Raw genomic sequence first — 19,392 nt, 5'->3', positions numbered from 1 at the left:
TAGCGGTTGCGCAACGCCGGTTCCATCGCCACCGTCACATCCGACCAATCCAACGAGTTTTTAGCTTATGTGCGGACGCTTCGCCTTGACCGCCACGCCGGACCGGGCCGCCGCTTTTCTCGGTCTGCCAGAACTGGAGGATTTCCCGCCCCGCTACAACATCGCACCGACGCAGCCGGTGCTGATGGCGATTGCAGGCTTGCCGCGAGCGCCAGGCGCGAACCTGCCAGACTCGAACCTGCAAGACCGGCAGCCGATGCTGGTGCGCTGGGGGCTGATCCCGGCGTGGGTGAAGGACACGCGTGAGTTTCCGTTGCTGTTCAACGCGCGCGCGGAGGGAGCAGCGCAAAAGGCCTCGTTTCGCGCCGCCATGCGCCATCGCCGCGCTTTGGTGCCGGCTTCCGGCTTCTACGAATGGCGTCAATCAGGCGGCAAGCGGGGACAGCCCTATTGGGTGCGGCCGAAGCATGGCGGGCTTGTCGCCTTCGCCGGACTGATCGAGACCTATGCCGAGCCGGGCGGCTCGGAGATGGACACCGGCGCCCTCCTGACCGTCAACGCCAATGCCGACATTGCCCATATCCACGACCGCATGCCGGTGGTGATAGATCCGCAGGATTTCGCCCGCTGGCTGGATTGCCGCACGCGCGAGCCGCGCGACGTGGCCGACCTGCTCAGACCGGCACAACTCGATTTCTTCGAGGCCGTCCCGGTTTCCGACCTCGTCAACAAGGTCGCCAACACCGGACCGGAGATTCAGGAAAGGTGGCCGGAGCTCAAGAAGGCCAGGCGCCGGAAGCCGGGCGCCGACGACAGTCAGATGAGCTTGTTTCAGCAGTAGCTGCTATTTTCTGGGGCGCCTCAGCGCCTTCATTGCCGGCGCTGCCATTTCCTGGCGAACCCGCCGGCCGCACGTCACATCAGGCAGCGCGCGGCGAGGTGATCTTCTGCGCCGGCTTCTTCTTCTTCGCTGTGTGGAGAAGGGCGGCGACAATCGCGGCCGGGCCGATCGCCCGGTATTGGCTGGCGAGCGCCGGTTGCTTGGCGCTGCTGGAGTCCTGCTTGGCTCGAGGCATCTTTCTCTTCCCTGGTAACGTCTTCGTGTCCGCGTTTGCTGGTCGAATCCGACCAAATCGTGACATCTGCCGATCTAGCCGGTGAATGTTTCATGACTGTGCCGAGATGTTTAATAAAATGTTTCACCGCGTCATTACCTGTGATCCAGCGGCTCTTTTGCCGAAAGTTGCGACTTGACGGCAACACTGGCTGAGGCGATAAAGCCGCTCATGAGAACGTCTTTCGCCATTTGTGGCATCTGCATTATTGGCTAGCTTCGCGCTGGTCCGGACGTTTTCGCCTATCTTCCTTCTAGAGTGGACAAACGCCCCGGCCAGCAGGCTGGTGGCTGATTTGCGTCTCGGCGCAAGTGGCCCCAACCAAAAAGTAACGCACCGGGAAGGCACGAATGTCTGACACATCGAAGGGCCTGCGCCTCTACAACACGCTGACGCGGACCAAGGAGGATTTCTTCCCGATCGATCCGCGCAATGTGCGCATGTATGTCTGCGGCCCGACGGTCTACGACTTTGCCCATATCGGCAACGCGCGGCCGGTGATCGTCTTCGACGTGCTGTTTCGTCTGCTGCGCCATCTCTACGGGCAAGCGCACGTCACCTATGTGCGCAACATCACGGATGTCGACGACAAGATCAACGACCGCGCACTGCGCGATTTCGGCGCCGAGATTGCCTCGGGAGTGCTGTCGCTGAACGAGGCGATCCGGCGGGTCACCGAAAAGACCGCCGACCAGTTCCACAAGGACGTGGCGACGCTGGGCTGCCTGCAACCTACGGTCGAGCCGCGGGCCACTGAATTCGTCGAGCCGCGCGCAGATGGCAAAGTCGACATGATCTCCTTGATCCAACGCTTGATCGAATGCGGCCATGCCTATGTTGCGGCAGGCGAAGTTCTGTTCGACACGGCTTCGATGCCGGACTACGGCCAATTGTCGAAACGCAATCTCGACGAGCAGCAGGCCGGCGCTCGCGTCGCCGTTGATCCGCATAAGAAGAACCCTGGCGATTTCGTTCTGTGGAAGCTGTCCTCGCCGGAAGAGCCGGGCTGGGACAGCCCGTGGGGCAGGGGCCGGCCGGGCTGGCACATCGAGTGCTCGGCGATGTCGGCCGCCTATCTCGGCGAGGTCTTCGACATTCATGGCGGCGGGCTCGACCTGATCTTCCCGCACCACGAGAATGAAATTGCACAGTCGCGCTGCGCCCATGGCACCGAGGTGATGGCCAAGGTGTGGATGCACAACGGCTTTCTGCAGGTCGAGGGGCAGAAAATGTCCAAGAGCCTGGGCAACTTCCACTCGATCAACGAGTTGCTGGAGACGGAGACCTTTGGTGGCCGCAAGTGGCCAGGCGAGGTGCTCAGGCTGGCGATGCTGATGACGCATTATCGCGAGCCGATCGATTTTTCCGTGCGCAAGCTGGAAGAGTCGGAAAATACGCTGCGCAAATGGAAGCGGGCGGCGGACCTGGCACCGGCGGCGGCCAATCAATTGCCGGTCGAAGTGGTGGAAGCCTTGTCGGACGATCTCGCAACCTATCCTGCGTTCCAGGTGCTGACGCAACTGGCCGGCGAGGCTGTGGATTCCAATGCTGCTGGCGGCGGCAACGCTGCCGCCGCGGGCAACCATGCTGCCGCTTCGCTGAAGGCGGCACTGTCGTTCCTCGGCTTCGACGTTGCGCCGGCCAAGGTTGATGAAGATGCCATCGCCAGGGCCATCGCCAGGCGCCTGGAACTGATCGCCGCCAAGAACTGGGCCCAGGCCGACCGCATTCGCGACGAGCTTCTGGCGCAAGGCGTGCAACTGAAGGACGGCAAGGACCCCGCCACCGGCACCCGCATCACCAACTGGGAGGTAAAGCGGTGAAGGTGGCGCGAGGCACCCCCCTCTGTCCTGCCGGACATCTCCCCCTCAAGGGGGGAGATTGGCAGCTTCGCCGGAAGCGCCCAATCACCAACGACGGCGATTGGCGAAAGCCGAAGTGCCGTCCAATCTCCCCCCTTGAGGGGGAGATGTCCGGCAGGACAGAGGGGGGCGAACCGCGATGACGCATTTCCCAGTACCCGCCAACAACCGCAGCAATGCGCGCAAGATGCGCAGCGCTATGACCGAACCCGAGCTGAAGCTTTGGAATGAGATTAGAGCGCACAGGCTGATGGGACTAGCCTTCAGGCGGCAGATGCCTATCGCCCACTATATCGTCGATTTCGCCTGCCCCGCCAAAAAGCTGATTGTCGAACTGGACGGCTCCCAGCATGCCCGGTCTGAACCTTCGGCATCCGATCTGGCAAGAAGCGCGAAGCTAGAGGCGCTGGGCTGGACCATCCTGCGTTTCTGGAACGACGACGTCATTCGCGACATCGACAACGTCTGCCAGCACATTGTCATCGAAGCCGGCCTGGCCGCTGCCGAAATGCCGGCCGGCGAAGCAGCGAGGGAGGTAGTTCCATGATCGACCATCTTGGCATCACCGTTTCCGATTTCGACGTGTCGAAAGCTTTCTACGACAGGGCGATGGCGCCGGTCGGTGCCTCGCTGCTCTACATGGTGCCGCAGGAATACACCGGTGGCGCCATGGTCGGCGGCTATGGCCGCGACCGGCCGGTGTTCTGGCTGCATCAAGGCAAGGACAAGCCGAAGGACCGCCAGCATGTCGCCTTCACCGCGCGCAGCCGCGCTGAAGTCGATGCCTTCCACGCCGCCGCCATCGCCGCCGGCGGCAAGGATAATGGTGGGCCGGGGCTTCGTCCGCACTATCACGCGAACTACTATGGCGCCTTTGTCTTCGACCCCGACGGCAACAATGTCGAAGCCGTCTGCCATGCCCCGGAGTGAAGTGATGAGCCTGGATAACAGACCGGTCTACACAGGCGGCTGCCAGTGCGGCGCCGTGCGTTTCCGTGTCGAAGGCGCGCTGGGCGACGCCTCCGTCTGTCATTGTCGCATGTGCCAGAAAGCAAGCGGCAATTTCTACCTGCCGCTGGTGTCGGTGCGTGGCGCAAAACTCGACTGGACGCGCGGCGCGCCCAAGCGCTTTCGTTCCTCCAACGCCGCATGGCGCGGTTTTTGCGCCGATTGCGGCACGCCGCTGACTTTCGAGGCGCCCGACGGCATCGCACTCGCCATCGCGGCCTTCGACCATGCGGAGGAGATCGCGCCGACCATCCAGTGGGGCACCGAAGCAAAACTCCCCTATGTCGATCACATCCACGAATTGCCTGGCGAGGAGACGATGGCCGATGTTTCGTCGTCCTCCTATCTCGCCGATCTCGTTTCTTACCAGCACCCCGACCACGACACCGAACAATGGCCGCCGGAGGAAAGATCATGACCGAAACCGTTCGAACCGGCGGCTGCCAGTGCGGCGCCGTGCGTTTCCGCATTCGTGGGGCGCTTGGACGCCCTTCCATCTGCCATTGCCGCATGTGCCAGAAACAGTTCGGTTCCTTCTTCGGCGCGCTGGTGACTGTGCCGAAGGACGGTGTCGAATGGGTGCGCGAGGAGCCGAGCTATTTCCAGTCGTCGGTCAACATCGATCGCGGCTTTTGCAGCCGCTGCGGCACGCCGTTGACCTACAGGCAGCCTGGCGGGCTTGAGATCGCCATCGGCGCCTTTGACGATCGCTCCGACCTCGCACCGCAGATCCAGATCAACTATGCCGCCCGGCTGCCTTGGGTGGAGAAGATCTTCGACGCGCCGGTCCATGACGATCCTGACTACTACACAAGGCAGGAATCGATCATCTCCTTCCAGCATCCGGATCACGAGACGGCCAATTGGCCGCAACAGGGCCTGAAATTATGAGCAATGACCTGCACACCCTCTATCCGGAGATCGAGGCCTTCGACTCAGGCATGCTCGATGTCGGCGATGGCCATCAGGTCTATTGGGAGCGTTCCGGCACCAGGGGCGCCAAGCCGGCCGTGTTCCTGCATGGCGGACCGGGCGGCACCATTTCGCCAAAGCACCGACGGCTGTTCGATCCGAAGCTTTACGATGTCATCCTGTTCGACCAGCGCGGCTGCGGGAAGTCGACGCCCAACGCCTCGCTCGAGGCCAACACCACCTGGCATCTGATCGCCGACATCGAGCGCCTGCGCGACATGTGCGGCTTCGACAAATGGCTGGTGTTCGGCGGCTCGTGGGGGTCGACGCTGGCGCTGGCCTATGCCGAGACGCACCCCGAGCGGGTCAGCGAACTGGTCGTGCGCGGCATCTACACGCTGACGCGCGCGGAGCTCGACTGGTATTACCAGTTCGGCGTCTCGGAAATGTTCCCCGACAAATGGGAGCGCTTCCTGGCGCCGATCCCCGAGGGCGAGCGCGGCGACATGATGGCCGCCTATCGCAAGCGGCTGGTCGGCAGCGACCGCAAGGCGCAGGTCGAGGCCGCCCGCGCCTGGAGCCTGTGGGAAGGCGAGACGATCACGCTGTTGCCCGATCCGGAAACCAGCAGCCGGTTTGGCGAAGACGATTACGCCGTGGCCTTCGCCCGCATCGAGAACCATTATTTCGTCCATGCTGGCTGGCTTGAGGAAGGGCAGCTGCTGCGTGATGCCTTCAAGTTGAAGGACATCCCCGGCACCATCGTCCATGGCCGCTACGACATGCCGTGCCCGGCGCGCTATGCCTGGGCGCTGTACAAGGCGTGGCCGAAGGCGGACTTCCATCTGGTCGAGGGCGCCGGCCATGCCTATTCGGAGCCGGGCATCCTCGACCGGCTGATCCGGGCGACGGATAAGTTTGCGGGGAAATGATCATGGGCCGCAAGCGCCTCTATCTCTTCGACACCACACTGCGCGATGGCCAGCAGACGCCGGGCATCGACTTTTCGGTCGAGGACAAGATCGCCATCGCCGGGCTGCTTGACGCGTTCGGCGTCGACTATATCGAAGGCGGCTATCCCGGTGCCAACCCGACCGACACCGCCTTCTTTGCCAAGCACCGCACGGCAACCGCCAAATTCGTCGCCTTCGGCATGACCAAGCGGGCAGGGGTGTCGGCTTCGAACGATCCAGGCCTTGCCGCATTGGTCCAGTCGAAGTCGGACGCCATCTGCTTTGTCGCCAAGAGCTGGGACTACCAGGTCCGCGTTGCGCTGGGCTGCACCCACGAGGAAAACCTCGAGGCGATCAAGGCGTCAGTCGAAGCGGCGATTGGCTCGGCCAAGGAAGCATTGGTCGACTGCGAGCATTTCTTCGACGGCTTCAAGGCCAATCCCGATTATGCGCTGGCTTGCGCCAGGACCGCTTACGACGCCGGCGCGCGCTGGGTGGTGCTGTGCGACACCAATGGCGGCACGCAGCCGTCGGAAGTGCGCGCCATCGTCGAAAAGATCATCGAGGCAGGCATACCGGGGGACCATCTCGGCATCCATGCCCATGACGACACCGGCCAGGCGGTGGCAAATTCGCTGGCCGCCGTCGAGGCCGGCGCGCGCCAGGTCCAGGGCACGCTGAACGGCATCGGCGAGCGCTGCGGCAACGCCAATCTGATCTCGATCGTGCCGACGCTGGCGCTGAAGCCGGCCTTTTCCAGCCGCTTCGAGACAGGCATCTCGGCCGAAGCGTTGGCCGGCATATCGCGCCTGTCCCGCGCCTTCGACGAATTGCTGAACCGCGCGCCGGAAGCGCAGGCGCCCTATGTCGGCGCTTCCGCCTTCGCCACCAAGGCCGGCATCCATGCCTCGGCGCTGGCCAAGGAGCCGGCCACTTACGAGCATGTGCCGCCGGAAGCGGTCGGCAACCGCCGCCGGGTCATGGTCTCGGACCAAGGCGGCAAGGCCAATTTCCTCGCCGAGTTGAAACGGCGCGGCATCGAAATGCCGAAAGACGACCACCGGCTGGACGCGCTGATATCAGTGGTCAAGGAGCGCGAGGCCGAGGGCTATGCCTATGAAGGCGCCGATGCCAGCTTCGAGCTGCTGGCGCGCAAGATGCTGCATGGCCTGCCGGAATTCTTCAGCGTCACCTCGTTCCGCTGCATGGTCGAGCGCCGCTTCGACGCCAATGGCCAGCTGAAGACGGTCTCAGAGGCGATCGTCAAGGTGCTGGTCGATGGCGAGGAGAAGATGTCGGTGGCGGAAGGGCACGGCCCGGTCAACGCGCTCGACATCGCGCTGCGCAAGGATCTTGGAAAATTTCAGAACGAGATCGCCGACCTCGAGCTCGCCGACTTCAAGGTGCGTATCCTCAATGGCGGTACCGAGGCGATCACTCGCGTGCTGATCGAATCGCACGATGCAACCGGCGCCCGCTGGTGGACGGTCGGCGTCTCAGAAAACATCATCGACGCTTCATTCCAGGCGCTGATGGATTCGATCGTCTACAAGCTGATGAAGAACCGCGAGATGGCCGGGCTGGTCGCGGCGGAGTAGGATTGAACCATCAGCGAAAGTCCATTGATCCATCAGAACTTTGCGATGGTCTTGGCCCGGCGGCTGGCGCATAGCGTTGGGCCATGGCCACGGACGCAATTCAGCTCGAAGCAGACTCAAAGGCCCGGCGTGGATTCCTGCTGGCGCTGGGCGCCTATCTCCTGTGGGGGTTGCTGCCCTTCTATATGAAGGCGGTCGCACATCTGCCGCTGGCCGAAGTCATCGCGCACCGCATCGTCTGGTCGGTGCCGATCGCGGCGGCCGTTTTGATCTGGGCGGGCCGCACGGCGGATTTCAAAGCGGCGTTGCGTTCGCCGCGCATCATTTCCATGGCGGCGCTGACGGCGGCGCTGATTTCGGTCAACTGGGGCATCTATGTCTGGGCCATCGCGGTCGACCGTACCATCGAGACCGCGCTTGGCTACTACATCAACCCGCTTGTCAGCGTCGTCGTCGGCGCGCTGCTGCTCAGCGAGCGGCTCGACCGGCTGCAAATCGCGGCGGTGGTGCTGGCGGCCATCGCGGTCGCGGTGCTGACGATCGACGCCGGCAAGCTGCCCTGGGTGTCGCTGGTGCTGGCGTTTTCCTTCGCCGCCTACGCCTTCTTCCGCAAGACGCTGCCGATCGGTCCCAGCCAGGGTTTCTTGCTTGAAGTGCTTTTGCTGTCGGTGCCGGCGCTCGGCTACATCATCTTCCTCATCGTCACCGGGCAGGACCATTTCGTCTCCAGTTCCCTGAACGATACCGCACTGCTGATCGGCTGCGGCCCGGTCACCGCCATACCGCTGCTGCTGTTTGGCTTCGGGGCCAAGCTGCTGCGTCTCTCCACCATCGGCATCATGCAGTATATCGCGCCGACCATTGTGTTCCTGATCGCCGTGCTGATTTTCGGCGAACCCTTCGGCAGCACCCAGGCCATCGCCTTCGGCCTGATCTGGGCGGCGCTGGCGATCTATTCCTGGTCGATGTTCCGCGGCCGCGAGATCCGGCCGGCAATGCGTTAGAGCGAGGATTTTCGATGTACGTGCTGCACATAGCAAACAAGAATTATTCCTCGTGGTCGCTGCGGCCATGGGTGCTGATGCGGACATTGGGCGTCTCCTTTGAGGAGCGGCTGACACCGTTTCCGACCGGATCGAGCTGGAGCCTCTACCGGCCGTTCTCGCCCAGCGGCCTCGTACCGTGCCTGATTGACGACGGCTGGGCAGTTTGGGATTCGCTCGCCATCACCGAATATCTGGCCGAGCGCCACGCTGGCGTCTGGCCCGCCGACGCGAAGGCGCGAGCCTGGGCGCGGTCGGCAGCGGCCGAAATGCATTCGAGCTTCACCGCCTTGCGCGGCTCCTGTCCGATGAACTGCGGTGTCCGCGTCGCGCCGGTGCCGATGTCGGATGCGCTGAAGCACGACCTCTTTCGTCTCGGCGATCTCTGGGGCGATGGGCTTCGCCGCTTCGGCGGACCGTTCCTGGCTGGCGATCGCTTCACTGCCGCTGACGCCTTCTTTGCCCCGGTGGCGTTTAGGGTTCAGTCCTACGGACTGTCCTTCGAGGGCGCAGCTGCCACCTATCCGGCGCGATTGCTGGCTCTGCCGGCGATGCGCGAATGGTACACGGCAGCCCTTGCAGAGGAGTGGCGCGAGCCGAACCACGAAGCGGAGGCGCGCGCTGCCGGCACTGTCATCGAGGATTTTCGCGCGACCTTGTAACGGTTGCCGCTACATCCCGCGCCCCAGCCGCCTGACGAACAGATAGACGACCACCGCGACGGCGAGCGATATCGCCGACGCCACCCAAAAGCCCACCGGCGTGTCGACCAGCGGCAGCCCGCCGACATTCATGCCGAACAGGCCTGAGACGATCGTCATCGGCAACAGCACCGCGGTCATCACCGACAGCATGTAAAGCAACTGGTTCGACTGCGTCGTCAGCTTGGCCATCAGCTCGTCCTGCAAGAGCCGGGCGCGGGCCTGCAATTGCTCGCCGTCATGATGCAAGGTATGGGCGCGATGCGAAAGCCGTGCCGCCATGTCGTTGATCGCGTCCGGCAGGTCATTGCGATGCGAATGGTCGAGATGGCGGAACAGGCTGGTCAGCGTCGCCATCTGCCGATGGATCACCACCAGTTGCCGGCGCGCATCGACCAGCGCCTGCCGCTCATTGTGCCATGCATCGCAGACGATGCGGTCCTCGATGCCATCGAGCGTGTCGCCAAGGCCAGCGAGTTCCGTCGTCATGCCGTCGAGCGACTGGCCCATGACAGCCTCGATCAGTTCGGCCGGAGAGCGGAACTTTCGCGATCCGTTGTCGATCGCCTTGCGGATCTTGTCGACCGATTGCAGCGGTTGCTTGCGGCCGCCGATCAGCATCGTGTCGTTGAAGGCGAAGCGGAAATGGCCAAGCCCGCGCGCCTCCGCCGAATAGTCGTGGCGCAGGTCCGGCAAATCGCCGTAGAGCCAGTCGCCCTCGAGGTCGATATGGCAGCCATGGCCGGCCGACAGGAAGGCATCGCGCACCGGCGGCGGCAAAGCCGGCTCGGTGGCGATCTCGTGGCGGGCGCGCATGTCGGAAACCTGGTAGCTGCGCCATATCCAGTGTGTGGTGGTCGCGTCTTTGGTTCTCGTGCCTTCGGCGGTGAAGTGATAGACGAAGAACAGCCCGTGCTCGTCCGGCAGGTAAGGCGACAGATCGCTGCCGTCTGGATTGAGAGGGATGTTCATGATCGCGTCGCCAGTCTCTCGAATACGCCGCGTGGTGGCGACCTAGACTGTGATTATTAGCACGGGCGAACCGTTTTCGTGTGACTGTTTTGACGGTCATCCGAGGCGGCGTACCAACGCCGTTGTTTGGAGCCAGTTTGGAATAATACGTCGTTGACTCGCGTTTGCGTAAAGGGCACGACGCAATCCATGCGGAGGACGTCCGATGCATGCCGGCTTCCCACGAAGCCTACTCATAGCGGTATTGGGAGCCGTCATTGCGGGCTGCGCTGGCTTTTCGGCGCAGAAAACGGGGGCAATAACCGGCTATGGCCCCAACCCAACCTTACCGAAACCAAGACCGACGCTGATCCCGACCGTCAACATCGCCGAGGCGAAAGGCTGGCAGAAAGGTGATATGCCGACCCCGGCGAACGGGCTGACGGTGAACCCCTACGCCACCGGCCTCGACCATCCGCGCTGGCTGCACGTGCTTCCGAACGGGGACGTGCTGGTTGCCGAAACCAATGCCCCTGCCAAGCATGACGAAGGCTTCAGCCTTAGAAAGGTCTTTATGGACCTGGCTATGAAGCGCGCCGGGGCCGCGACCAAAAGCGCCAACCGCATCACGCTCCTGCGCGACACCAATGGCGACGGCATTGCGGATGTGCGCAGGACGTTCGCAGAAGGCCTCAATTCTCCCTTTGGTATGACGCTGTCCAAAGGCATTCTCTATGTAGCGAACACCGACGCGCTTGTCGCTTTCCCCTACTCCAATGGCCAGACCCGAGCCACAACGCCGCCGGAAAAGATCGTCGACTTACCGGCCGGAGATCTCAACCATCATTGGACCAAGGATGTGATCGCAAGTCCGGATGGACGCAAGCTCTATGTCACCGTCGGCTCCAACAGTAACGTTGGAGAAAACGGCATGGCCGCGGAGAAGAACCGCGCCGCCGTCCTTGAAGTGGACCGGTCGACCCGCCGTACCCGGGTCTTCGCGTCAGGGCTGCGCAACCCGAACGGGCTCTCCTGGAACCCTGAAACCGGCAAGCTTTGGGTCGCCGTGAACGAGCGTGACGAGATCGGCGATGATCTTGTGCCGGACTATATGACCTCGGTTCGTGACGGCGCTTTTTACGGCTGGCCCTACAGCTATTTCGGACAGAACGTCGACGAACGCGTCAAGCCGCAGCGCCCCGGTCTCGTGGCTAGGGCGGTCAAGCCCGACTACGCGCTGGGTTCCCATACCGCCTCGCTGGGACTGACCTTCTCCAAAGGGGCGTCGCTCGGCCCAGCCTACGGCAACGGCGCGTTCGTTGGTCAGCACGGCTCGTGGAACAGAAGTGTGCTCAGCGGTTACAAGGTGATCTTCGTGCCGTTCCGCGGTGGTAAACCGAGCGGTCCCCCGAAAGATGTGCTCGCTGGCTTCGTCGGGCGTGACGGCAGGGCGATGGGCCGTCCGGTCGGCGTTGCTATCGATCAGAGCGGCGCACTGCTCGTCGCCGACGATGTCGGCAATGTCATCTGGCGGGTCAGTAGGGCAGTAGGGCAGTAGGGCAGTAGGGCAGTAGGGCAGTAGGGCAGTAGGGCAGTAGGGCAGCGCCTCATGAGCGCGGCATGCACTACATACTCCCCTATACCCTAAAGCTTGTCGATCACCGACTGCACGCCTTCGGTCGGTGCGTCGACCGACGATCCCGCGACCATGATGGCAGCGACGATCGCTTCCGGATCGTCGACCACCAGCGGCCTGACCCGCTGCGCGGTGTGGATGAAGCCTTCGGCCATCATATGGTCGAGCAGCGCCAGCATCGGGTCCCAGAATCCTCCAACGTTGCCGAAGACGATCGGCTTGCGATGATGGCCGAGCTGGCCCCAGGTCATGATCTCGATGATTTCCTCGACCGTGCCGATGCCGCCCGGAAGCGCCACAAACGCGTCGGATTTCTCGAACATCGTATGTTTGCGCTCGTGCATGTTTTCGGTGATGACGAGCTCGTCAAGTCGGTCAAGCGCGGTTTCGGTGGCCTCCCTGTTGATCAGGAAGCGCGGAATGATCCCCGTCACCTTGCCGCCGGCCCGCATTGCGCCCTCGGCGACGGCTCCCATGATGCCCCTGGTGCCGCCGCCATAGATCAGACGCAGGCCGGACTTGGCGATCGAACGCCCAAGCAGGTGTCCGGCCTTGGCATAGGTTACATCGCGGCCCGGAGACGAGCCGCAATAGACGCAGATGGATCGAATCGTGTTCATGAGATGATTGGTGATTGGGTCTTTATTCGCGGTCAAGCCCGGGCGGGTTTTTTCTTGTCGGCCCGGTTTATTCGTGTCGGCCCTTTTTCTTGTCGGTCCCCCTTGTTCTTGTCGCCTTGGGCAAAACAGGCTAGACCGCATTAGGTGGCTAAGGGCAGGGAAATATGGCAATTAATCCTTTGAAGGCGTTTTTGTTCGTCGTCGGCGGCTCCGTCGCCGCGGCGGGAACCGCCTATGTGTCGGGCGCGCTCGATCCGTATCTCACTCGCACGCCGCCGGCGGAAGTGGCATCGCTGACGCCGCCGGTGGAGACGCCGGCCGAACCAGTGACCGATGCACCGCCGCCGCCAGCGCCTGCCGCTGGTGCGATGGCACCGGCAGCGCCGGCGGCGGCCGATGCGATTGCGCCGACTTTCGACATCGTTCGGGTCGAGATCAAGGGCTCTATTGTCGTCGCCGGCAAAGCCGCACCCAACGCCAAGGTCGAGATTCTCAACGGTTCGACGGTTCTCGGCTCGACGGTCGCCGGTGCCGATGGCGCTTTTGCCATCGTTCTCGACGATGCGCTGAAACCCGGCGATTACACGATCGCGCTGCGCTCGATGACCGGCAATGTCGTGACCCCCTCGGCGCAGACGGCTATCGTCTCGATTCCCAAGAGTCCTGCTGGCCAGGTGCTGGCGATGATCGAGGAGCCGGGCAAGGCCTCCGAATTGCTCACCGTTCCTTCACCCGAGACAAAGCCTGAATCGCTGCCTGCCGGCGACAAGGCGGCCGCCCCGGCTTCCGAGGACTCCGCTGCCGGGGACCCCGCTGCCGCAGCACCAGCCGCACCGGCTGCCACGGCGCCGGCCACCGTCGACGCCGTCCCCGCGCCCGCTCCGGGCGGGCCGGCCGCACCGGCGACACTAGCTGCAGGGCCAAAGGTCGTCGTCGAAGCGATCGAGATCGACGGCAACAAGATCTTCGTCGCCGGGCTCGCCGACCCCGGCCGCAAGGTGCGCGCCTATGCCAACGATATCTTGCTCGGCGACGCGAAGACTTCGCCCGACGGTCATTTCCTGGTCGAGGCGACGCGCAACATTCCGGTCGGCACCTATACGATCCACGTCGATGCGCTCGATGCCGACGGGGTCAAGGTGGTGGCCCGTGCCGCCGTGCCGTTCGAGCGCGAGCCGGGCGAGTCGATCGCCGCCGTGGCGCCTGCCGAGGCAAGGCCGGCCGCGCCGGCAACCACGCCTGCGGCGCCCGCGACCGAGGCGCCAGCCGATGTGGCGGCTGCGACGCCTCCGGCTGGAGTGCCCGAGACCGCGGCGCCGAAACTCGAACACGCCGACAGCGCCGTTATCATCCGCCGCCGCGATACGCTGTGGCGGATTTCGCGGCGCGTCTACGGCCAAGGCGTTCGCTACTCGACCATCTACCTCGCCAATCAGGATCAGATCAGGAATCCCGACCGTATCTGGCCGGGGCAGGTGTTCAAGGTCCCCGGAAAATCGCAGGAAGGCGAAGCCGCCAACCTCAAGGCGATGGGCGACCAGATGACGACAGCCCCGACAAAGGCCAACTAGAAATCCTTTCTTCTCTAGCGGGCTCTTGCGGAAAGTTCATTCATCGTCTATCGCCGATAGACGATGAACGCTTCCTTGACCGAGAAGACCTGCGGCTTCGCCGACAGCCAGGCCGTCGCCGCAAAGCTCGCCGCGCTTTCGCATCCGGCCCGGATCGAAATTCTCCGGCACCTTTCGGCCAGCCACTCCTGCTGCTGCCGCGAGGTCGTCGACCATCTCGACCTGGCGCAGTCCACCGTTTCGCAGCACCTGAAGATATTGGTCGATGCCGGGCTCGTCCGCTACCAGCCGGATCGGCAACGCTCGCGCTATGAAGTCGACAGCGATGCGCTCGAAGATGTTTGCGCATCGCTGGCCGCGCTGGTCAGTTCGTGCTGCTCCGGCCGCTAGACCATCATCCCGAACCGAAGAACCGCGTCAGCGAAAAGCGGAAGCCGGTTCTCGGAAAAGAGATCATGGTCAAGCTAATAAGAAATACGAAAAGGCGATAAAATGGCCGAAAAAACCGTCTCCGCCGATTCTGGCTCGACTTTCAAGACATTGCGCAATCTTTGGCCCTATATGTGGCCGGCCGACCGTGCCGACCTGCGGGCGCGGGTGGTGTGGGCGACCGTGCTTCTGGTCGTCGCCAAGCTGACACTGGTTGCCGGTCCCTACTTCTTCAAATGGGCGACCGATGCGCTGGCTGGTGACGCCAAGTCGGCGCCGCCGCTGCCGGCCTTCCTGCTGGCGCCAGTCATGCTGGTCATCGCCTACAATGTCGTGCGGCTGGTGCAGCTCGGTTTCAACCAGCTGCGCGACGCGCTGTTTGCCCGCGTCGGACAATATGCGGTGCGCCAGCTCGCCTTCCGCACTTTCATCCACATGCATCAATTGTCGCTGCGCTTCCATCTCGAGCGCCGCACCGGCGGCCTGTCGCGCATCATCGAGCGCGGCACCAAGGGCATCGAGACGATCGTCCGCTTCACCGTGCTCAACACCTTGCCGACCATCCTCGAATTCGCGCTGACAGCCGGCATCTTCGCGGTCACCTACGGCTGGAAGTACGTGGCTGTGGTGGCGGTGACGGTCTGCCTCTATATCTGGTTCACCATCAGGGCGAGCGACTGGCGCATCGTCATTCGCCGCGACATGAACGACAGCGACACCGATGCCAGCACCAAGGCGATCGACTCGCTGCTCAATTTCGAAACGGTCAAGTATTTCAACAACGAGGGCATGGAAGCCGAGCGCTTCGACCGTTCGATGGCGCGCTACGAAACCGCCGCCACCCGGATATGGACCTCGCTCGGCTGGCTGAACTTCGGCCAGGGCGTCATCTTCGGTCTCGGCACGATTATCGTCATGTGCCTTTCGGCGCTGGAGGTGCAGGCCGGCACGCAGACGGTTGGCGACTTCGTCTTCATCAACGCCATGCTGATCCAGCTCTCGGTGCCACTAAACTTCATCGGCTTCATCTATCGCGAAATCCGCCAGGGCCTGACCGACATCGAGCAGATGTTCGATCTGCTCGATGTGCCGCAGGAGATCGTCGACAAGCCGGGGGCCAAGCCGCTGGTCGTCGGCTCCGGCAAGGTCGAGTTCCGCGACGTGCAGTTTTCCTACGATCCCAACCGCAAGATCCTGAAAGGCATCAGCTTCGAAGTGCCGGCCGGCAAGACGGTTGCCATTGTCGGGCCATCGGGCGCCGGCAAGTCGACCATTTCGCGGCTGCTGTTCCGCTTTTACGACATCCAGGGCGGCAAGATTCTGATCGACGGCCAGGACATTCGCGACGTGACTCAGCAGAGCTTGCGCGCGGCGATCGGTATGGTGCCGCAGGACACCGTGCTGTTCAACGACACCATCGCCTACAACATCCGCTACGGCCGCGTCGATGCCAGCGAGGAGGATGTGCGCAAGGCGGCAGAACTCGCCCAGATCGGGCCGTTCATCGAGCGGCTGCCCGACGGCTACCGTTCGATGGTCGGAGAGCGCGGACTGAAACTGTCCGGCGGTGAGAAGCAGCGCGTGGCAATCGCCCGCACCATTTTGAAGGCGCCGCCGATCCTGATGCTCGACGAGGCGACCTCGGCTCTCGACAGCCATACCGAACAGGAGATCCAGGCGGCGCTCGACCTCGTCAGCAAGGGTCGCACCACTATCGTCATCGCCCACCGGCTGTCGACGGTGATTTCGGCCGACGAGATCATCGTGCTGCAGGACGGCCAGATCGCCGAGCGCGGCAGGCATGCCGCCTTGATGCGCAAGGCCGGCCTGTACGCGTCGATGTGGGACCGCCAGCGTGAGGCAACCGAGGCCGAGGAGCGGTTGCGCATTGCTCGCGAGCGCGACGAGTTCGGCGTTGTCGTCCGCCGCCGCCCCTCCGAGGTGTCGTAGCCCTTACGGCCAGCCAGCGCCCGGCGCGGAAGCCTCGATGCTGAGCACCTGGCCGGTGCGCGCATCACTGATCATGTGCTCGAAGCCGCGCCATTCGGCGGCGACGATGAACAGCGTCTTGCCGTTGGCGCCGCCGAGCATGCAGGCAAAGCAGCCGCGATCGGCATCGACGCTGTCGAGCAACGCCCCGCCCTCGCGCACCCGCACGCAGTGCCGGTTGGGGACGTCGGCATACCAGATGGCGCCTTCGGCATCGAGGCAGATGCCGTCGGGAAAGCCGTTGCCGAGGTCGGCCCATCGCCGCCGGTTGTCGAGGCTGCCATCGGCGGCGATGTCGAAGGCAGTCAGCCTGTTGGCGTGGGACTCGGCGACGATCAACGTCTTGTTGTCAGGCGACACCGCCATCCCATTGGCGAAGGCGATCCTGTCCGCCACCTGCCGCACCGACCCGTCCGGTGCAATCAGCACGATGGTGCCGGGGCCGAAATGCTGGCCCGGAACCGGCGCTGGCCCACCGCCATTGACGTAGATGTTGCCGCGCCCGTCGACGACGATCTCGTTCCAAGCGTTCCCTGAGAGGTGTCGCAGATCGGCGTGGGTGACCAGCGTCCCGTCTGCTTCCTGCCGCAGCACCAACCCCTCACGCCCGCAGACGACGACCAGGCGACCGTCCGGCAGCCAGTCGATCGAATAGGGCAGGGTGGCCGGCACGGTGAGCATGACCTCACTGTTGCCGTCGGCATCGACGGCGATGATCTGGCCGGTTCCCCAGTTGCAGAACCAAAGCCTGCCATCATGCCAGCGCGGCGATTCGCCGAACGCCAGACCGTTCATCACGACCCGCGCTTCCTTTGCTGCTGATTTCCGTGACAGCATTTGTTGCCTCCAGCTTTCGTTCGGCGGGCGCTTTGACAGGGCCCGTATCTCCAAGGACGCATGAGGCCGGTTCGCCCCGACACCAGTCATGCCTTTTTTGGACAGGCGCATTGGACCCCTTGCAACGCCCGCGATCGGCTAATGCGGACGAGAACGCCGGATCCGGCGTTCCCTCATTGTCGCGTTGCGGCCACAGGGTGTTTCCGCTATTGAGGCCGGACCTGAAACTAGGCTGTTTCCATTCCATGGACCTCGTCGACACGATCAAGAAAACCTTGGTTCCGATCCATCGCGAAGGCTATCCGTTTATCGCCGCCTTCGCAGCGGTGACGCTTTTCCTCGGCTATTTCTCTTCGATCCTGTTCTGGGTCTGCCTCATCGCGACGGCATGGTGCGTCTATTTCTTCCGCGATCCCGAGCGCGTCACGCCGGTCGACGACCGGCTGGTGGTGAGCCCGGCCGACGGCATCATCACGGCGGTCGGTCCGGCCGTGCCACCGCGCGAACTTGGCCTCGGGGGCGGCGAGATGACCCGCATCTCGGTGTTCATGGACGTCTTTTCCTGCCACGTGAACCGGGCTCCGGTGCGCGGCCGCATCACAAGGATAGAGCATCGGCCCGGCCAGTTCCTCAACGCCGCACTTGACAAGGCGAGTGCCGACAACGAGCGCAACGGCCTGGTCATCGACAGCCCCAACGGCACGGTGGCCGCGGTGCAGATCGCCGGTCTGGTGGCGCGGCGCATCGTCTGCTGGGCCGAGACCGGCGGCACGATCGGCATCGGCGAGCGCTTCGGGCTGATCCGCTTCGGCTCGCGCGTCGATGTGTTCCTGCCGTCGACCGCAACACCGCGTGTCGCCGTCGGCCAGACCGCGGTCGGTGGTGAAACCATACTGGCCGAATTCGGCGGCGTTGCCGCAACGCCGCTCGTGCGGGTGTCCTGAACCGTGGGCGCGCCGTTCAAAAAATTCGAGGCGCATGGCAGCGGCGGCCCGCGCATCCGTGAAATTCCGATGCGCATGGTGCTGCCCAATCTCGTCACAGTGCTCGCCATCTGCGCCGGCCTCTCGGGCATCCGCTTCGGCTTCGAAGGCCGTTTCGAGCCGGCAGTGGTGATGGTGCTGCTGGCCGCCTTCCTCGACGGCATCGACGGCCGCCTGGCACGCATGCTGAAGGCGACGTCCAAATTCGGCGCGCAGATGGATTCGCTGGCCGACATCGTCAATTTCGGCGTAGCGCCCGCGCTGGTGCTCTATGCCTTCCTGCTCGACCAGGCCGGCTCGCCGGGCTGGATTGCCGCGCTCCTGTTCACCATCGCCTGCGGCCTGAGACTCGCTCGCTACAACGTGCTCGACGAAGATACTGATCGCCCGCAGTGGCAGACCGAGTATTTCGTCGGCGTGCCGGCGCCGGCAGGCGCCGTGCTGGTGATGCTGCCGCTTTACCTGTACTTCCTGCGGCTTGGTGTGGAGCCGTCACGCCCTGCCGCCTTCATCGCCGCCGGTTTCACCGTTCTGATAGCCTTCCTGCTGGTCAGCCGGCTGCCGGTCTATTCCGGAAAAAGCCTGAAAGTCCCGGGCGACAAGGTGCTGCCGATCATCCTCGGAGTCGTCCTCTACATCCTGCTGTTGATGACCTATCCCTGGTACACGCTGACCGCGTCGGTTGCCGGCTATCTGCTCTTCCTGCCGCTCAGCATCCGCGCCTATTCCAGGCGCGCCAAGCGCGAAGGCGAGAAGGTGCCGCCTTCGGACTTCGGCTGACAGATCTGTCGCCAATTCGCTGATGGTTCAATTAGTTCAAGTCGCACGCATCCCGCTCTAGCGGGAACCTGCCGGCGTCTTGACCGTTCTGTCTCAGCGGGCGAGGCGAGCGACGTCGCGAACGCCTCGCTATCAGCCCTTAAAGCTGCTGTCCCAGGCGCAGGAGCTTAAAGAAGAGTGAGGAGAAATTGGCTGTCGTCCTCATTGGCGCGTTGCTCATTGTCGCTGGCGTTGTGTATATGGCCGGCGCAGCCCTTTGGCGTGGGCGGCTCAGCGGTACCGCGCCGGGGGGCGCGGCGGCGGGTGGGGCGGCGCCAAATGTTTGAAACCCCCGGCCGCCCCGGGGGGGGGGGGGGGGGGGGGGGGGGGTTGGGGGGGGGGGGGGGGACGGGGGGGGGGGGGGG

At 63.7% G+C, this 19,392-nt stretch carries 20 protein-coding genes; 16 read left to right on the top strand and 4 right to left on the bottom strand.

Features of this window, described 5'->3' with window-relative positions:
* Nucleotides 1-67: 67 nt before the first annotated feature.
* Nucleotides 68-841: an SOS response-associated peptidase gene (locus tag AC0L2Z_RS09770; RefSeq protein ID WP_473627716.1), complete on the top strand. Its 774-nt coding sequence runs from the start codon at nt 68-70 to the stop codon at nt 839-841.
* Nucleotides 842-920: 79 nt separating this feature from the next.
* Here AC0L2Z_RS09770 and AC0L2Z_RS09765 read toward each other — a convergent pair whose 3' ends face one another.
* Nucleotides 921-1,076 carry a hypothetical protein gene (locus AC0L2Z_RS09765; RefSeq protein WP_473627715.1) on the bottom strand — a complete coding sequence of 52 codons (156 nt, stop codon included), beginning with the start codon at nt 1,074-1,076 and terminating at the stop codon, nt 921-923.
* 389 nt (nt 1,077-1,465) lie between these two features.
* Between AC0L2Z_RS09765 and cysS the strand changes: the two genes are divergently transcribed.
* The 9 genes from cysS (at nt 1,466) to AC0L2Z_RS09720 (ending at nt 9,153) form a co-directional block, all read left to right on the top strand.
* Nucleotides 1,466-2,938 carry a cysteine--tRNA ligase gene (gene cysS, locus AC0L2Z_RS09760; protein ID WP_473627714.1) on the top strand — a complete coding sequence of 491 codons (1,473 nt, stop codon included), beginning with the start codon at nt 1,466-1,468 and terminating at the stop codon, nt 2,936-2,938.
* Nucleotides 2,939-3,116: 178 nt separating this feature from the next.
* Nucleotides 3,117-3,524: an endonuclease domain-containing protein gene (locus AC0L2Z_RS09755; protein WP_419696593.1), complete on the top strand. Its 408-nt coding sequence runs from the start codon at nt 3,117-3,119 to the stop codon at nt 3,522-3,524.
* On the top strand, nt 3,521-3,907 hold the full coding sequence (locus tag AC0L2Z_RS09750; protein WP_473627712.1) for a VOC family protein: 387 nt from the start codon (nt 3,521-3,523) through the stop codon (nt 3,905-3,907). The genes AC0L2Z_RS09755 and AC0L2Z_RS09750 overlap by 4 nt, the downstream gene beginning before the upstream one ends.
* Before the next feature lie 4 nt (nt 3,908-3,911).
* Complete coding sequence (locus AC0L2Z_RS09745; protein ID WP_128170808.1) at nt 3,912-4,403, top strand: GFA family protein; 492 nt, start codon at nt 3,912-3,914, stop codon at nt 4,401-4,403.
* The gene (locus AC0L2Z_RS09740) at nt 4,400-4,876 is read left to right on the top strand and encodes a GFA family protein (RefSeq protein WP_023800738.1); all 477 of its coding nucleotides are present in this window, start codon (nt 4,400-4,402) and stop codon (nt 4,874-4,876) included. The genes AC0L2Z_RS09745 and AC0L2Z_RS09740 overlap by 4 nt, the downstream gene beginning before the upstream one ends.
* The gene (gene pip, locus AC0L2Z_RS09735) at nt 4,873-5,829 is read left to right on the top strand and encodes a prolyl aminopeptidase (protein ID WP_473627711.1); all 957 of its coding nucleotides are present in this window, start codon (nt 4,873-4,875) and stop codon (nt 5,827-5,829) included. The genes AC0L2Z_RS09740 and pip overlap by 4 nt, the downstream gene beginning before the upstream one ends.
* 2 nt (nt 5,830-5,831) lie before the next feature.
* Nucleotides 5,832-7,448 carry a citramalate synthase gene (gene cimA / locus AC0L2Z_RS09730; protein ID WP_473627709.1) on the top strand — a complete coding sequence of 539 codons (1,617 nt, stop codon included), beginning with the start codon at nt 5,832-5,834 and terminating at the stop codon, nt 7,446-7,448.
* An 83-nt stretch (nt 7,449-7,531) separates the two neighbouring features.
* Entirely contained in the window at nt 7,532-8,452 is a 921-nt protein-coding gene (gene rarD, locus AC0L2Z_RS09725; RefSeq protein ID WP_128170805.1) for an EamA family transporter RarD, read from the top strand.
* Between the two features lie 14 nt (nt 8,453-8,466).
* A complete protein-coding gene (locus tag AC0L2Z_RS09720; RefSeq protein ID WP_473627708.1) occupies nt 8,467-9,153 on the top strand; it encodes a glutathione S-transferase family protein in 687 nt (228 codons plus the stop codon).
* A gap of 9 nt (nt 9,154-9,162) precedes the next feature.
* On the opposite strand, the gene AC0L2Z_RS09715 is transcribed toward AC0L2Z_RS09720, so the two are convergent.
* Nucleotides 9,163-10,164, bottom strand: a complete 1,002-nt coding sequence (locus tag AC0L2Z_RS09715) for a transporter (RefSeq protein ID WP_473627707.1) — start codon at nt 10,162-10,164, stop codon at nt 9,163-9,165.
* A gap of 205 nt (nt 10,165-10,369) precedes the next feature.
* Here AC0L2Z_RS09715 and AC0L2Z_RS09710 point away from each other — a divergent pair, with 205 nt between their 5' ends.
* Nucleotides 10,370-11,701: a PQQ-dependent sugar dehydrogenase gene (locus AC0L2Z_RS09710; RefSeq protein ID WP_287316982.1), complete on the top strand. Its 1,332-nt coding sequence runs from the start codon at nt 10,370-10,372 to the stop codon at nt 11,699-11,701.
* 86 nt (nt 11,702-11,787) lie between these two features.
* On the opposite strand, the gene AC0L2Z_RS09705 is transcribed toward AC0L2Z_RS09710, so the two are convergent.
* The gene (locus AC0L2Z_RS09705; protein ID WP_027152697.1) at nt 11,788-12,399 is read right to left on the bottom strand and encodes an LOG family protein; all 612 of its coding nucleotides are present in this window, start codon (nt 12,397-12,399) and stop codon (nt 11,788-11,790) included.
* 164 nt (nt 12,400-12,563) lie between these two features.
* On the opposite strand from AC0L2Z_RS09705, the gene AC0L2Z_RS09700 reads away from it, so the two are divergent.
* The 3 genes from AC0L2Z_RS09700 to AC0L2Z_RS09690 all read left to right on the top strand — a co-directional run bounded on the left by AC0L2Z_RS09700 (nt 12,564) and on the right by AC0L2Z_RS09690 (nt 16,349).
* The gene (locus AC0L2Z_RS09700; RefSeq protein ID WP_473627705.1) at nt 12,564-13,970 is read left to right on the top strand and encodes an Ig-like domain-containing protein; all 1,407 of its coding nucleotides are present in this window, start codon (nt 12,564-12,566) and stop codon (nt 13,968-13,970) included.
* A gap of 63 nt (nt 13,971-14,033) precedes the next feature.
* A complete protein-coding gene (locus AC0L2Z_RS09695; RefSeq protein ID WP_473627704.1) occupies nt 14,034-14,360 on the top strand; it encodes an ArsR/SmtB family transcription factor in 327 nt (108 codons plus the stop codon).
* 102 nt (nt 14,361-14,462) lie between these two features.
* The gene (locus AC0L2Z_RS09690) at nt 14,463-16,349 is read left to right on the top strand and encodes an ABCB family ABC transporter ATP-binding protein/permease (protein WP_473627703.1); all 1,887 of its coding nucleotides are present in this window, start codon (nt 14,463-14,465) and stop codon (nt 16,347-16,349) included.
* Nucleotides 16,350-16,352: 3 nt separating this feature from the next.
* Here AC0L2Z_RS09690 and AC0L2Z_RS09685 read toward each other — a convergent pair whose 3' ends face one another.
* Nucleotides 16,353-17,225 carry an SMP-30/gluconolactonase/LRE family protein gene (locus AC0L2Z_RS09685; protein ID WP_473627702.1) on the bottom strand — a complete coding sequence of 291 codons (873 nt, stop codon included), beginning with the start codon at nt 17,223-17,225 and terminating at the stop codon, nt 16,353-16,355.
* A gap of 245 nt (nt 17,226-17,470) precedes the next feature.
* On the opposite strand from AC0L2Z_RS09685, the gene AC0L2Z_RS09680 reads away from it, so the two are divergent.
* The gene (locus tag AC0L2Z_RS09680) at nt 17,471-18,169 is read left to right on the top strand and encodes a phosphatidylserine decarboxylase (protein ID WP_236371635.1); all 699 of its coding nucleotides are present in this window, start codon (nt 17,471-17,473) and stop codon (nt 18,167-18,169) included.
* Nucleotides 18,170-18,172: 3 nt separating this feature from the next.
* A complete protein-coding gene (locus AC0L2Z_RS09675) occupies nt 18,173-18,988 on the top strand; it encodes a CDP-alcohol phosphatidyltransferase family protein (RefSeq protein WP_128188130.1) in 816 nt (271 codons plus the stop codon).
* The last annotated feature ends 404 nt before the right edge of the window (nt 18,989-19,392 follow it).

The organism is Mesorhizobium sp. WSM4850, assembly GCF_055811735.1.
This window is presented reverse-complemented; position numbering and strand designations above follow the sequence as displayed.